The sequence below is a fragment of the Burkholderia sp. APQ4-4ca genome, assembly GCF_057837105.1.
In genome coordinates this window covers 54,922-67,778 of record NZ_JBYQCG010000097.1, presented here as the reverse complement: position 1 = coordinate 67,778, position 12,857 = coordinate 54,922, and the positions used below count along the sequence as shown (strand labels likewise).

General features: G+C 68.6%; 11 protein-coding genes. 6 read left to right on the top strand and 5 right to left on the bottom strand.

Going from position 1 to position 12,857, the window contains the following annotated elements; translation table 11 throughout:
* The first annotated feature begins 211 nt into the window (after nucleotides 1-211).
* From AC3IFE_RS11130 to AC3IFE_RS11115, 4 genes are all read left to right on the top strand, one after another.
* Nucleotides 212-1,306 carry a polyamine ABC transporter substrate-binding protein gene (locus AC3IFE_RS11130; RefSeq protein ID WP_489190545.1) on the top strand — a complete coding sequence of 365 codons (1,095 nt, stop codon included), beginning with the start codon at nucleotides 212-214 and terminating at the stop codon, nucleotides 1,304-1,306.
* An 86-nt stretch (nucleotides 1,307-1,392) separates the two neighbouring features.
* Nucleotides 1,393-2,553 (top strand): ABC transporter ATP-binding protein, encoded by a 1,161-nt coding sequence (locus AC3IFE_RS11125; RefSeq protein ID WP_069620801.1) that lies wholly within the window; start codon nucleotides 1,393-1,395, stop codon nucleotides 2,551-2,553.
* Nucleotides 2,550-3,476 carry an ABC transporter permease subunit gene (locus AC3IFE_RS11120; RefSeq protein WP_089467533.1) on the top strand — a complete coding sequence of 309 codons (927 nt, stop codon included), beginning with the start codon at nucleotides 2,550-2,552 and terminating at the stop codon, nucleotides 3,474-3,476. The genes AC3IFE_RS11125 and AC3IFE_RS11120 overlap by 4 nt, the downstream gene beginning before the upstream one ends.
* Complete coding sequence (locus AC3IFE_RS11115) at nucleotides 3,473-4,294, top strand: ABC transporter permease subunit (protein ID WP_089467532.1); 822 nt, start codon at nucleotides 3,473-3,475, stop codon at nucleotides 4,292-4,294. Before AC3IFE_RS11120 ends, AC3IFE_RS11115 begins: the two co-directional genes overlap by 4 nt.
* A 97-nt stretch (nucleotides 4,295-4,391) precedes the next feature.
* Here the strand turns inward: AC3IFE_RS11115 and AC3IFE_RS11110 are convergent, their stop codons facing one another.
* Genes AC3IFE_RS11110 through AC3IFE_RS11100 form a run of 3 tightly spaced genes read right to left on the bottom strand, consistent with a single transcriptional unit; the run spans nucleotide 4,392 to nucleotide 7,796 of the window.
* Nucleotides 4,392-5,198, bottom strand: a complete 807-nt coding sequence (locus AC3IFE_RS11110) for a sulfite exporter TauE/SafE family protein (protein ID WP_089467531.1) — start codon at nucleotides 5,196-5,198, stop codon at nucleotides 4,392-4,394.
* Nucleotides 5,199-5,216: 18 nt separating this feature from the next.
* On the bottom strand, nucleotides 5,217-6,884 hold the full coding sequence (locus AC3IFE_RS11105; RefSeq protein WP_489190544.1) for a bifunctional protein tyrosine phosphatase family protein/NAD(P)/FAD-dependent oxidoreductase: 1,668 nt from the start codon (nucleotides 6,882-6,884) through the stop codon (nucleotides 5,217-5,219).
* A 27-nt stretch (nucleotides 6,885-6,911) separates the two neighbouring features.
* Nucleotides 6,912-7,796, bottom strand: a complete 885-nt coding sequence (locus AC3IFE_RS11100) for an MBL fold metallo-hydrolase (protein WP_489190543.1) — start codon at nucleotides 7,794-7,796, stop codon at nucleotides 6,912-6,914.
* Between the two features lie 253 nt (nucleotides 7,797-8,049).
* On the opposite strand from AC3IFE_RS11100, the gene AC3IFE_RS11095 reads away from it, so the two are divergent.
* The gene (locus AC3IFE_RS11095) at nucleotides 8,050-9,432 is read left to right on the top strand and encodes a sigma-54 interaction domain-containing protein (protein WP_489190542.1); all 1,383 of its coding nucleotides are present in this window, start codon (nucleotides 8,050-8,052) and stop codon (nucleotides 9,430-9,432) included.
* Between the two features lie 81 nt (nucleotides 9,433-9,513).
* Nucleotides 9,514-10,038, top strand: a complete 525-nt coding sequence (locus AC3IFE_RS11090) for a M949_RS01915 family surface polysaccharide biosynthesis protein (protein WP_089467527.1) — start codon at nucleotides 9,514-9,516, stop codon at nucleotides 10,036-10,038.
* 96 nt (nucleotides 10,039-10,134) lie between these two features.
* Here AC3IFE_RS11090 and AC3IFE_RS11085 read toward each other — a convergent pair whose 3' ends face one another.
* Nucleotides 10,135-11,163 carry a MerR family transcriptional regulator gene (locus AC3IFE_RS11085; protein WP_489190541.1) on the bottom strand — a complete coding sequence of 343 codons (1,029 nt, stop codon included), beginning with the start codon at nucleotides 11,161-11,163 and terminating at the stop codon, nucleotides 10,135-10,137.
* Between the two features lie 123 nt (nucleotides 11,164-11,286).
* Nucleotides 11,287-12,855, bottom strand: a complete 1,569-nt coding sequence (locus tag AC3IFE_RS11080) for an efflux transporter outer membrane subunit (RefSeq protein ID WP_489190540.1) — start codon at nucleotides 12,853-12,855, stop codon at nucleotides 11,287-11,289.
* Nucleotides 12,856-12,857 lie beyond the last annotated feature (2 nt).

Below are 12,857 nucleotides of genomic sequence, written 5' to 3'. Positions count from 1 at the left end.
TAGAATTCCCCCGGAACGCCCCGCCGCACGGGCGGCTCGACCGAGCGGCGGCGGGAATCTGTTCCGTTTGCGCGACACCGGCACGATTTTTTTGTGACGGGGCGCGAATGATGGTAGTTTTCGGGGTTTTCGAGGGGCGGCACACCAGAATGCGCCGCCATGACGAGGCAGACGGCAGCCGGGCAACGCGTCCGGCCGAAGGGAGAACGGGATGAAAGCAAAGGTAGTGGGCCGGTTCGCAGCGCTCGCGCTGTGCGTGGGGGCTTCGGCGGCAGCGGCGAAGGATACGCAGCTCAATGTCTATAACTGGTCGGACTACATTGCGAAGGACACGATCCCGAACTTCGAGAAGCAGACGGGCGTCAAGGTTCGCTACGACAACTACGACAGCGACGACACGCTGCAGGCGAAGCTGCTGACGGGCAGCTCGGGCTACGACATCGTCGTGCCGACCAGCAACTACGCGGGCAAGCAGATCGCCGCCGGCATCTTCGCGCCGCTCGACAAGTCGAAGCTGCCGAACCTCAAGTACCTCGATCCGCAACTGATGGCGCTCGTCGCCGGCGCGGACCCGGGCAACAAGTACTCGGTGCCCTGGGCATACGGCACCACCGGCCTCGCGTACAACCTGACGAAGGCGCAGCAGGCGCTCGGCAAGGTGCCGCTCGACAACTGGGACATCCTGTTCAAGCCGGAAAACCTCGCGAAGCTGAAGACCTGCGGCGTGTCGGTGCTCGACGCGCCCGACCAGATGTTCGCGGCGACGCTGCACTACATCGGCAAGGATCCGATGAGCACGAACCCGGCCGACTACAAGGCCGCGATGGACGTGCTGAAGAAGATCCGTCCGTACATCACGCAATTCAACTCGTCGGGCTACATCAACGACCTGGTCGGCGGCGACATCTGCTTCGCGTTCGGCTGGTCGGGCGACGTCGTGATCGCGAAGCATCGCGCGATCGAGGCGAAGAAGCCGTACAAGATCGAGTACTACATTCCGAAGGGCGGCGCGCCCGTGTGGTTCGACGTGATGGCGATCCCGAAGGATGCGAAGAACAAGGAAGCCGCGCTGCAATGGATCAACTACATCGAGGATCCGAAGGTGCACGCGGCGATCACGAACGCGGTGTACTACCCGAGCGCCAACACCGAGGCACGCAAGTACGTGCGGCCCGACGTCGCGAACGACCCGGCCGTGTACCCGCCGGCCGACGTCGTGAAGACGCTGTTCCTGCTCAAGCCGCTGCCGCCTGAAATCCAGCGTCTGCAGACGCGTCTGTGGACCGAGCTGAAGTCGGGCCGCTGACGCGAGCCGAAGTGAACCCGTAGTCATGAAGCCCCTGGTGCCCCCGGGGGCTTTGTTCGTCTAACGCAGGAGAGAAGCAGCACATCATGAATAGCCAGTCGGGTGCGCCGGTCGCAGGCGCGCCGTTCTCCGTTTCCTCCTCCGGCGCCGATGCGCGCGCCGAGAACTTTGTCCAGATCGTCGACGTCGTCAAGAAATTCGGCGACACCGAGGCCGTGCGCAGCGTCAACCTGACCGTGCGCCAGGGCGAGCTGTTCGCGCTGCTCGGCAGCTCGGGCTGCGGCAAGTCGACGTTGCTGCGGATGCTCGCGGGCCTCGAGACGGTCACGTCGGGCAAGATCCTGATCGACGGCGAGGATCTCGCGCAGATGCCGCCGTACAAGCGGCCCGTGAACATGATGTTCCAGTCGTATGCGCTGTTTCCGCACATGTCGGTCGAGTCGAACGTCGCGTTCGGGCTGAAGCAGGAAGGCACGCCGAAGGCCGAGCTGAAGGCGCGCGTCGCGTCCGCGCTCGAACTCGTGCAGATGGGCAAGTACGCGAAGCGCAAGCCGCACCAGTTGTCGGGCGGCCAGCAGCAGCGCGTCGCGCTCGCGCGTTCGCTGGTCAAGCGCCCGAAGCTGCTGCTGCTCGACGAGCCGATGTCCGCGCTCGACAAGCAGATTCGCCAGCGTACGCAGATCGAGCTCGTCAACATCCTGAACAAGGTCGGCGTCACCTGCATCATGGTCACGCACGACCAGGAAGAGGCGATGACGATGGCGAACCGTCTCGCGGTGATGAGCGAAGGCCAGATCGTGCAGATCGGCTCGCCGAACGAGGTGTACGAATACCCGAACAGCCGCTTCTCGGCCGAGTTCATCGGTTCGACGAACCTGTTCGACGGCGTGACGGTCGAGGACGAACCCGATCACGTGTACATCGAATCGCCCGAACTGCCGAGCCGGCTGTACGTGAGCCACGGGATCTCGGGCCCGCTCGGGATGCCGGTCACGGTGTCGGTGCGCCCCGAGCGGATCGCGCTCACGCGCAAGCCGCCCGAAGGCGCGTTCAACTGGGCGCGCGGCCGGATCAGCAACGTCGCGTACATGGGCGGCTATTCGCTGTATCACGTGAAGCTCGACGGGGGCAAGACGGTGATCGCGAACGTGTCGAGCCTCGCGATTTCCGAACTCGACACGCCCGCGCTCGCCGACGAGATCTACGTGCGCTGGAGCGCGACCGCCGGCGTGGTGCTGACGTCATGAACGCGTTCAAGTCCCTGCTGGAGTGGCCGGTGCGGCGCTTCAACCTGACGGGCGCCACGGCGGTCGTGGCTGGCCCGTTCACGTGGCTCGTGCTGTTCTTCCTCGTGCCGTTCGTGCTGGTCGTAAAGATCAGCTTCGCGGAGCTGCAGCTCGGCATCCCGCCGTATACGGAGCTCGCGTCGTATACCGACGGCGTCGTGCACATCGCGCTGAACCTGTCGCACTACGCGTTCCTGTTCACGGACAGCCTGTATTTCGCGACCTACGTGAACTCGGTGTGGGTCGCCGCGATCACGACGCTGCTGTGCCTGCTGCTCGGCTATCCGATGGCGTACTACATCGCGCGCTCGAACCCGGCCACCCGCAACCTGCTGATGATGGGCGTGATGCTGCCGTTCTGGACGTCGTTCCTGATCCGCGTGTATGCCTGGATCGGGATCCTGAAGAACAACGGGCTGCTGAACAACTTCCTGATGTGGATCGGGCTCACCCATACGCCGATCGAGCTGTACCGCACGAACTACGCGGTATACATCGGGATGGTGTATTCGTACCTGCCGTTCCTCGTGATGCCGCTCTACGCGCACCTCGTGAAGATGGACCTGCGCCTGCTCGAAGCCGCGTACGACCTCGGCGCGAAGCCGTGGAAGGCGTTCGTGCGGATCACGCTGCCGCTGTCGAAGAACGGGATCATCGCGGGCTGTCTGCTGGTGTTCATCCCGGCGGTCGGCGAGTACGTGATTCCGGAGCTGCTCGGCGGCGCAAATACGCTGATGATCGGCCGCGTGATGTGGAACGAGTTCTTCAACAACGCGGACTGGCCGATGGCGTCTGCCGTGACCTGCGCGATGGTGCTGCTGCTGCTCGTGCCGATGGCGATGTTCCAGCACTTCCAGGCGAAGGAACAGGGAGGCCGTCGATGAAGCCGAATCGTTACCTGCAGTTCGCGGCGCTGTTCGTCGGCTTTGCGTTCCTGTACATCCCGATCATCAGCCTGATCGTCTATTCGTTCAACGAGTCGAAGCTCGTCACCGTGTGGTCGGGCTTTTCGTTCCGCTGGTATACGGCGCTCGTGGAGGACGACGAACTGCTGACGGCCGCGTGGCTGTCGCTGAAGATCGGCGTGCTGACCGCGTTCGCGTCGGTGTTCATCGGCACGTGGGCCGGCTTCGTGCTCGCGCGGATGGGCCGCTTTCGCGGCTTCGCGCTGTTCAGCGGGATGATCAATGCGCCGCTCGTGATCCCCGAGGTGATCCAGGGGATCTCGCTGCTGCTGCTGTTCATCGAGCTCGCGAAGTGGATCGGCTGGCCGGCTGAGCGCGGCGTGTTCACGATCTGGCTCGGCCACGTGATGCTGTGCATCTCGTACGTCGCGATCATCGTGCAGTCGCGCGTGCGCGAGCTGAATCCGTCGCTGGAAGAAGCGGCGCTCGATCTCGGCGCGACGCCGCTGAAGGTGTTCTTCACGATCACGCTGCCGCTGATCTCGCAGGCGCTGGTCGCGGGCTGGCTGCTGTCGTTCACGCTGTCGATCGACGACCTCGTGCTGTCGGCGTTCCTGTCGGGCCCCGGCTCGACGACGCTGCCGCTCGTCGTGTTCTCGCGCGTGCGCCTCGGGCTGAACCCGGAGATGAACGCGCTCGCGACGCTGTTCATCATCGCGGTGACGGCCGGCGTCGTGATCGCGAACTTCGTGATGCTGCGTCAGGAGCGCAAGCGGATGGCGGGGTTCGCGGCCTGATACGCCGGTTGCGGCCGTCATGAAAAACGCCCGGTGCCGACGACGAGTCGGGCCGGGCGTTTTGTTTTGATGGCGCGTGTCCTCGTGCGCCGAGAGTTCACGCGCCGAACGCCGCCTTCGCCAGCAACCCCACCGCGACACAGACGAGCACGGCCGCGAACCCGGCCTGCACGTGCCGTGCGGAGAGGTGGCGCGACGCGCTGCGGCCGGCGGCCATGCCGAGCGCGGTCGCGACGCTGAACCACAGCGTCACGTCGAGCGGCGCGCGCGTGCCCGACACGAGCGTCGCCAGCACGCCGCCGGTGCCCACCAGCGCGATTACCATCAGCGACGTCGCGACCACCCCATGCATCGACACGTTCGTGAACTTGCGCAGCATCGGCACGATCACGAAGCCGCCGCCGACGCCGAGCAAGCCCGTCATCAAGCCCGTGACCGCGCCGGTCGACGCCAGCGCGATGCCCACGGGCCACGACCACACGAGCCGGCCCGTATCGGGATTCACGCGGCCGACGCACAGCGGCGACGCATCCGCGTCGGTCGCCTGCTGCCGTAGCGCCTGTCGCAGCAGGCGGCCGGCGACGACCAGCATCGTCAGCGCGAACAGCGTGAGCAGCAGGCGCTGCGGCAGCACGTGCGCGAGCCGCACGCCGAGCGTGGTCAGCGGCACGCCGGCCACCGCCATCAGCAGCGCCGCGCGATAGCGCACGAGCCCGCGACGAAAGCCTTCGAGCGCGCCGAGCGCGGCGCTGCCGGCCACCGCGACGAGTGCGACGGGCGTGGCCTGCTGCATCGGCCAGCTCATCCCGACGACGAGCGCGGGCACCGCGAGAATGCCGCCGCCGGCGCCGGTCAGGCCGAGCACGGCGCCCACGAAGCCGCCGAGTACGAGGGAAATCAGCATGACGTCATCGCGCTCCGGTCAACGTGCGATCGCGGGCTTCGCGAGCCATTCGCGGCCCTTGAGCATCGCCTTCCAGTAGAGCGGCGGCAGCACGCGCTCCTTGAGCAGCCACGCGAGCCGCGACGGGCGCTTGCCGTCGATCAGCCACGCGGGGAAGGTCGGCGCGACCTTGCCGCCGTACAGGAATTCGGCGAGCACGATCTTGCCGCGCTCGACGGTGAGCGGACACGAGCCGTAACCGTCGTACGCGGCGTCGCCGTGCGCGCGGCCGAGCGACGCGAGCAGGTTGTGCGCGACGACGGGCGCCTGCTTGCGCGCGGCCGCGGCCGTCTTCGCGTTGGTCGTGTTGGTGACGTCGCCGAGCGCGTAGATGTCCGCGAACTGCTTGTGCCGCAGCGTCGCCGGATCGACGTCGATCCAGCCGGCCGCGTCGGCGAGCGGGCTCGCGCGCACGAAATCGGGCGCCTTCTGCGGCGGCACGACGTGGATCATGTCGAACGCACGCTCGACGGTTTCCTTGCCGCCGTCCGGCAGCGCGCGCGAGAACGTCGCGCGGCGTGCGGGCCCGTCGATCGCGACGAGGTTGTGGCCGAACGACAGCGCGATGTCGTAGCTTTTCACGTACTCCATCAGCGCGGGCACGTAATCGGCGACGCCGAACAGCGCACCGCCCGCATTCAGGAATTCGACGTTCGCGGCATCGAGGCGCCCCATGCGCCGCCAGTGGTCGCACGACAGGTACATCGCCTTTTGCGGCGCGCCCGCGCACTTGATCGGCATCGGCGGTTGCGTGAAGAGTGCATGGCCGCCGCGGAACGCGCGCACGAGCTCCCACGTGTACGGCGCGAGATCGTAGCGGTAGTTCGACGTGACGCCGTTGCGGCCGAGCGTGGCGGCGAGGCCGTCGATCGCATGCCAGTCGAGCTTGAGCCCCGGACACACGACGAGCTTGCGATAGCCGATGCGCCGGCAGCCGTCGAGCACGACCGCGTGCGCGTCGGGCTCGAAGCCCGCGACCGCGGCCTGAATCCGTTGCACGCCGCGCGGCAGCAGGTCGGTCATTCGGCGCGCGGTCGTCTCGGGCCGGAACACGCCCGCGCCGACCATCGTCCAGCCGGGCTGGTAGTAGTGGACGTCGGCGGGATCGATCACCGCGATGTCGAGCGACGCGTCGCGCGCGAGCAGGCTCGACGCGACCGCGATGCCGGCCGCACCGGCGCCGACGATCACGATGTCGTGCCGCGCGTCCACGGCCGGCGCCGCGCGGCGGCCGCCCTGCGCGATACGCGAGGCGAGCGCGCTCAGGTCGTAGCCGGCCGCGCCGGCGGTGGCGACGGGGTCGTCCAGCGGGCGCAGCGCCGCCTGCGACAGCGCCCACAGCGTGGCCGACCGCGTGCCGCTGCGGCAGTACGCGAGCACGGGCCCGTCCAGCGACGCGACGAGCGCGCCGAACTGCGCGGCCTGGTCGTCGGTCACCTTGCCGGTATCGACCGGCAGGTAGTGCACGTCGATGCCGAGCGGCGCGGCGGCCGCGCGGATCTCGGTGACGGTCGGCTGGTCGGCGCCTTCGCCGTCGGGCCGGTTGCAGATGATCGCGCGGATGCCCGCCGCGTGAAGCGCGGGCAGGTCGGCCGCCGCGATCTGCGGCGAGACCGACAGCGTGTCGGTCAGCTTGCGGATGGTCATGTCGGGGTCTCCGGTGGGGCGCGCGGCTCAGATCGCGTCGAGCGGAATCTTCAGGTAGCGCACGCCGTTGTTCTCGGGTTCGGGCAGGTGGCCGGCGCGCATGTTGACCTGCACCGACGGCAGCATCAGCACGGGCATGTCGAGCGTCGCGTCGCGCGCGGTGCGCATCGCGACGAAATCGTCCTCGGTCACGCCGTCCTTCACGTGCACGTTCGCGCGGCGCTGCTCGGCGACGGTCGTCACGAACTGCACGTCGCGCCCGCCCGGCTGGTAGTCGTGGCACAGGTAGAGGCGCGTGTCCGGCGGCAGCGCGAGCACGCGCGCGATCGAACGGTACAGCGTGCGCGCGTCGCCGCCGGGGAAGTCGCAGCGGGCCGTACCGTAGTCGGGCATGAACAGCGTGTCGCCGACGAACGCCGCGCGCTGCGTCGCGTCTTCCACGCAGTAGGTCAGGCACGCGGGCGTGTGGCCCGGCGTGTGCAGTGCGCGGATCGTCAGCGCGCCGAGCGCGAGTGTGTCGCCGTCGTCGACGAGCCGGTCGAACTGGCGGCCGTCTTCCGCGAAGCCGGGGCCTGCGTTGAACAGCGTGCCGAACACGTGTTGCACGCGGCGCACGTGCGAACCGATCGCAATCTGGCCGCCGACCTGCGCTTTCAGGTACGGCGCGGCCGACAGGTGGTCGGCGTGCACGTGCGTCTCCAGCAGCCAGTGCACGGTCGCGCCGAGTTCGGCGACGCGCGCGATCAGCCGGTCGGCGCTGGCGGTGCGCGTGCGGCCGGATTTCGGGTCGTAGTCGAGCACGCTGTCGATCAGCGCGCACGCGCGGCTCGCGGTATCGAGCAGGAGATAGCTGACGGTGTGGGTGGCCGGGTCGAAAAAGCCTTCGACCGCCAGGGCGGGGGCGTTGCTCACGGGGTGTCCTCGATCGGGTTCTGCATCTGCAATCGCGGTCTTTATCTCAAGAAGCATGCCAGCCGGCGGCGCGGCACCGGTTGATGTGGCAACGACTTGATTCGGCTCGGGTTTTCGGCGCATTGGCGGCGTCGAGAAGGCGGCGGCGACATCCGGTGGCGGACGGGGGCTGCCACAACTGGCAGTGTCGTGGCAGAATTGGCAGTCAGCCTGGCAGTCCGTCCGGGCGCTCCTTCGCCGAGTGAGCCGCCGCATGAATCCGCACGACACCATTCCGATCGTCCCCGTCCCGCGCCGCGACGCGATGCCGGACGTCCGCGCGCTCGTCGCGTATCTCGAGCAAGACCCGCAGCCGATGATCGTCGTCGACCCCGACTACCGGATCCTCGCGGCGAACGATGCGTACCGGCGCCAGTTCGGCGTGGCGGGCGTCGAGCACGTGGGCCGGCACTGTTTCCAGGTATCGCATCACTACGACGTGCCGTGCGACCAGGCCGGCGAGCATTGCCCGATGAAGCAGGCGCTCGAATCGCGCGGGCTGAACCGCGTGCTGCACATCCATCACACGCCGCGCGGCCCCGAGCATGTCGACGTCGAGCTGCGGCCGATCTTCGATGCACACGGCAACGTGATCGCGTACGTCGAGCGGCTGACGACGGTACGCAGCGCGTCCGCGCAGCCGAGCGCGGAAGGGCTCGTCGGCGGCTCGGACGCGTTCAACGCGGCGCTCGGCGCGTTGCAGCGCGTGGCGCCCTCGACGCTGCCGGTGCTGCTGCTCGGCGAATCGGGCACGGGCAAGGAGCTGTTCGCCCGCGCGCTGCACGAGGCGAGCGATCGCGCGATGGGGCCGTTCGTCGTCGTCGATTGCTCGGGGATCGCCGAGACGCTGTTCGAGAGCGAACTGTTCGGCTACGAGAAGGGCGCGTTCACCGGCGCGAACCAGCGCAAGCCGGGCCTCGTGGAAACCGCGCAGGGCGGCACGCTGTTTCTCGACGAGATCGGCGACGTGCCGCTGCCGATGCAGGTGAAGCTGCTGCGGCTGATCGAATCGGGCACGTTCCGGCGCGTGGGCGGCGTCGAGGCGCTGCGCGCCGATTTCCGGCTCGTCGCGGCCACGCACAAGCCGCTGCGCGAGATGATCGACGACGGCCGGTTCCGGCAGGATCTCTACTACCGGATCAACGCGTTTCCGATTCCGCTGCCGGCGCTGCGCGAGCGGCAGGGCGACGTCGCGCTGCTGGCCGAATCGATCCTGCGGCGGATCGCGAACGCGCGCGGCAAGGCGGGCGACGCGAATGCCCGGCCGTTCACGCTGACCGAGCGCGCGCGGGCGTGCCTCGACGCGTATGCATGGCCCGGCAACATCCGCGAGCTGCGCAACGTGCTCGAACGCGCGTGCCTGTTCGCCGATGACGGCACGATCCGCGTCGAACATCTGCCGGCCGAGCTCGTCGCGGCCGCGGCGGCGCCGCACGCACCGGCGGCGGATGCGCGCGGCGTGTCGGACGCGGAGCTCGTCCGGATCGCGCGCACGTTCGACGGCACGCGCAAGGCGCTGGCCGCGCAGCTCGGATTGAGCGAACGGACGCTGTACCGCCGGATGAAGGCGCTCGGGCTTGGCACGCGCGAGCGCTGAGCGGGCGTCGCGCGCGCGGCTGGCGGCGGCGGGCGGCTTTATCGATAATGGCGCGTTCGATTCCCGTTTTCTCCATCGCCGATGAAAAGACATGCCCTCTTGCATTGCCTGTTGCTTGCAGCCGCGGCACTGGCCAGCCCGGCGCACGCCGCCGACTACACGTGGACCGATGCGGCCGGTGCGCATGCGGTGACGCTCGCCAGAACCGAGTCCGGCGACGACGTCGAACTCAAGGTGTCCGCGACGCTCGACGGCCGCCCTGACTGGATGGTGCGCGACTACGTGAAGGCATGCCCGGTCGACGTGATTCTCGACGTCGTGCCGAAGTCGATCGAAATGCGCGACCTGCTCGGCAACGGCCGCAAGCAGTTCCTGTTCGCGTACAAGATCGGTTGCCGCGGCGACGTGAGCGCCGATCAGGTCAAGTACTTCCTGATCGACGCGGGCACGAAATACGTGCTGCGCGGCGAGGAAACCGTGACGATCAACGGCAAGTTCGTCGACGGCGGCGCGGCGCCCGTGCCGAACGCGGACCTGAAGGGGCAGCCCGCGTTTCTGCGTTACATGATGAAGCGCTGGCGCGGGATCAGCCTGCGTAACGACTAGGCGGGGCTTGGCCGGCCATTGGGCGTGGGATTCCTGCTGCCCGTGGTGAAACGGGCGGCACACGGGAAACCCGCGTGCCGCCCGGGAATCATGCGGTCAGCGCGCCGGCGCCAGCTGCGCCATCGCCTCGCGCATGAAACCGAGCAGCGTCTCGTCGGTCCACGAATCCTTCGTCAGCGCCGGCTCGTTCATCAGCGCTTGGCGGAATTTCGCGTGCGTGGCCGGATCGTGGCCCGCGTAGCTGCGGAACAGCTCGAGCCAGCGTTGCGCGAGCGCGCGGCCTTGCGGCGAATCGGGCTGCGCGCCCGCATCGATCGCGTCGCGCACGTCGGCCATCAGTTGCGGCCATTCCATCGCCCGTTCACGGTAATGCGCGCGCATGAACCGGCTCTCGTCTGGTGTGAGGTACTTCTCGAAGAGCCGCATCTTCGTTTCCGACGAAGCGCGCAGTACGTAGTCGCGCAACGCGGTTGAAATACCGATCTTCGACTGCATCGACGGCTCTTGCGCGTGCATCAGGTTCAGCTTCGCGAGCAGCCGCGGATCGTTGTTCGTGTCGCGCACCAGCAGCGCCATCCAGCGCGCGGCGAGCGCCCGCACGCGTTCGTCCTCGGCGGGCACGCCCGCCTCGTGCAGCGTACGGACCTCGTCGACGAGCGCGATCCATTCCGCGTCGCCGGCCTGGCTCTTCCGGTACATCGGCAGGCGCGCGAGTTCTTCCTCGGAGAAATATTTGTCGTACACGGTCATCAACTCCAGTGTGGTGAGCCAATCGGCCAGTTCCGGCTCGGTGCCTGCCGCGAGCTGCGCATGCAGGCTCGCGAGCCGCTCGCGCAGCTGCGCGGTTTGCGCGAGCTGGCGATCGAGCGACGCGATCTGCTTCGCGACGAGATCGACGAGCGGGGTGCCGGGCCGGTTCAGGTAGTCGCCGATTTCGGCGAGCGACAGTCCGAAGCGACGCAGGGCCTGGATCTGGTGGAGCCGGGCGATGTCGTCGCGGTCGTACAGCCGGTAGCCGTTGTCGGCGCGCGCCGAAGGCGTCAGCAGACCGATTGCGTGATAGTGATGAAGCGTGCGGACGGTCAGCCCGCTGCGTTTCGCCAGGTCTCCCACTTTCAGCCGCATTCGTTCCTCCGTTCGGTGCGCACACTGGAGTCTCGAACGTTACGCTACGTGAGGGTCAAGCGGAAGATCGGCGATCGGACGCGCGTGGCGGGAGTTCGCACGCGCGTCCGATCGGAGGGGCGGTTACTGCGGTGATTGCGCCGAAGGGGCGGGCGCGGCGGCGCGGGCCTGCGTGCTGCCCGTGCCGTCGCCGGTGGCTTGGGCGTTTTTACCGGACGTGTCGCCGTTGCCGGCCGGCGGCGTGCCCATCGCCTGGTAAAGCCGCGCGGTATCCGCGAACCGTGCGCCGGTCGCGCGAATCTCGTCGAGCCGTGCATTGCGGTACTGCAACTCGCTCGCGCGCGCGGCCGACGGCGGCAGCGCACCGAGCCGCACGCGGGCGGCCGCGTCGTCGTATGCGCCACGGGCGGACAGCGCGGCGCGCGACGACGCATCGAGCGCCTCCGCGTCGTGCTCGAGCGCCGCGAGCGAATCGGCGACGTTCTGGAACGCGCCGAGCACCGCCTGCTTGTACTGGTCGACCGCGGCCTCGTAGGTCGCCTTCGCGGCGCGGCGCTGCGCGAGCAGCGCGCCGCCGTGGAAGATCGGCTGGCTCAACGACGCGCCGACGTTCCAGATCGCGCCCGCCCCCGACAGCATCGCCGGCCAGCTGAAGCCGCCTTTGCCCATCGCCGCCGACAGCGACAGTTGCGGAAACATCTGCGCGGTCGCGAGGCCGACCTCGGCGGCGGCGGCCTTCAGCCCCGCGTCGGCGGCCTGGATGTCCGGACGGCTTTGCAGCAGATCGGACGGCACGACGACGGGCACCTGCTCGGGCAGGTGCAGATCGGCGAGCGCGAGATCGGCCGGCGGCCGGTCGGGCGTGCGGCCGACCAGCACCGCGAGCGCGTGGCGCGCCGAGTCGCGCTGCTGGCGCAGTGCGGGCAAGCCAGCCGCGAACGTGTCGGCGCTTTGCCGGGCATTCAGCGCGTCGCTGCGCGAGGCCGAACCGAGCGCATGGCGGCGCTCGGCGTCGTGCGCCTGGTCGTTCGCGAGCGCGACGAGCCGCTCGGTCGTGTCGATCTGCGCATTGAGCACCGACACAGTGATCGACGCGGTCACGATGTTCGCGGCCAGCGCGCGCCGCGCGGATTCGAGCTGGAACGCGCTGACGTCGACGCGTTTCGCGAGCGCGCGGTTCGCGAAGCGCGACACGCCGAACAGGTCGACCGTATAGCTCGCCTGCAGTTGCCCGACGAACGTGTCGTACAGCAGCGTCGGCGCGCCGAGCGCGGGAATCGGCACGCCGAGCGCGCGCTGGCGCGTGGCCTGGCCGACCGCGTCGATCGACGGCAGCATCGAGCTGCCGATCTGCCCGCGCAACTGTTCGCGCGCGGCATCCAGCGAATGCGACGCCGCGCTCAGCGTCGGGCTGTTGCGCAGCCCTTCGTCGACGAGCGCGTTCAGCGCGTCGGAGCGGTACTGTTTCCACCAGTCCGGCACCGGCTGCGCGCCGACTTCGAACTGCTGCGCGACGCCTTGCGCGGATACGGTCTGCTGGACTTGCGGCGCGGCGCCGTAGTGCGCGGGCGACGGCATCGCGGGCGGCTCGCCGCTCGGCGCGAACCATGCGCAACCCGCGAGCGGGCCGGCGACGCTCGCCGCGGCGAGCGCCCGCACGGCTTTCTTTTTCAGGGTCATCGATCGATCCATGG

Bases quoted from the DNA above. Each gene is read 5' to 3' on its own strand.
- AC3IFE_RS11105 (WP_489190544.1), bottom strand. From the start codon at position 6,884: ATGACCATCCGCAAGCTGACCGACACGCTGTCGGTCTCGCCGCAGATC.
- AC3IFE_RS11130 (WP_489190545.1), top strand. From the start codon at position 212: ATGAAAGCAAAGGTAGTGGGCCGGTTCGCAGCGCTCGCGCTGTGCGTG.
- AC3IFE_RS11095 (WP_489190542.1), top strand. From the start codon at position 8,050: ATGAATCCGCACGACACCATTCCGATCGTCCCCGTCCCGCGCCGCGAC.
- AC3IFE_RS11085 (WP_489190541.1), bottom strand. From the start codon at position 11,163: ATGCGGCTGAAAGTGGGAGACCTGGCGAAACGCAGCGGGCTGACCGTC.
- AC3IFE_RS11120 (WP_089467533.1), top strand. From the start codon at position 2,550: ATGAACGCGTTCAAGTCCCTGCTGGAGTGGCCGGTGCGGCGCTTCAAC.
- AC3IFE_RS11115 (WP_089467532.1), top strand. From the start codon at position 3,473: ATGAAGCCGAATCGTTACCTGCAGTTCGCGGCGCTGTTCGTCGGCTTT.
- AC3IFE_RS11080 (WP_489190540.1), bottom strand. From the start codon at position 12,855: ATGGATCGATCGATGACCCTGAAAAAGAAAGCCGTGCGGGCGCTCGCC.
- AC3IFE_RS11090 (WP_089467527.1), top strand. From the start codon at position 9,514: ATGAAAAGACATGCCCTCTTGCATTGCCTGTTGCTTGCAGCCGCGGCA.
- AC3IFE_RS11125 (WP_069620801.1), top strand. From the start codon at position 1,393: ATGAATAGCCAGTCGGGTGCGCCGGTCGCAGGCGCGCCGTTCTCCGTT.
- AC3IFE_RS11110 (WP_089467531.1), bottom strand. From the start codon at position 5,198: ATGCTGATTTCCCTCGTACTCGGCGGCTTCGTGGGCGCCGTGCTCGGC.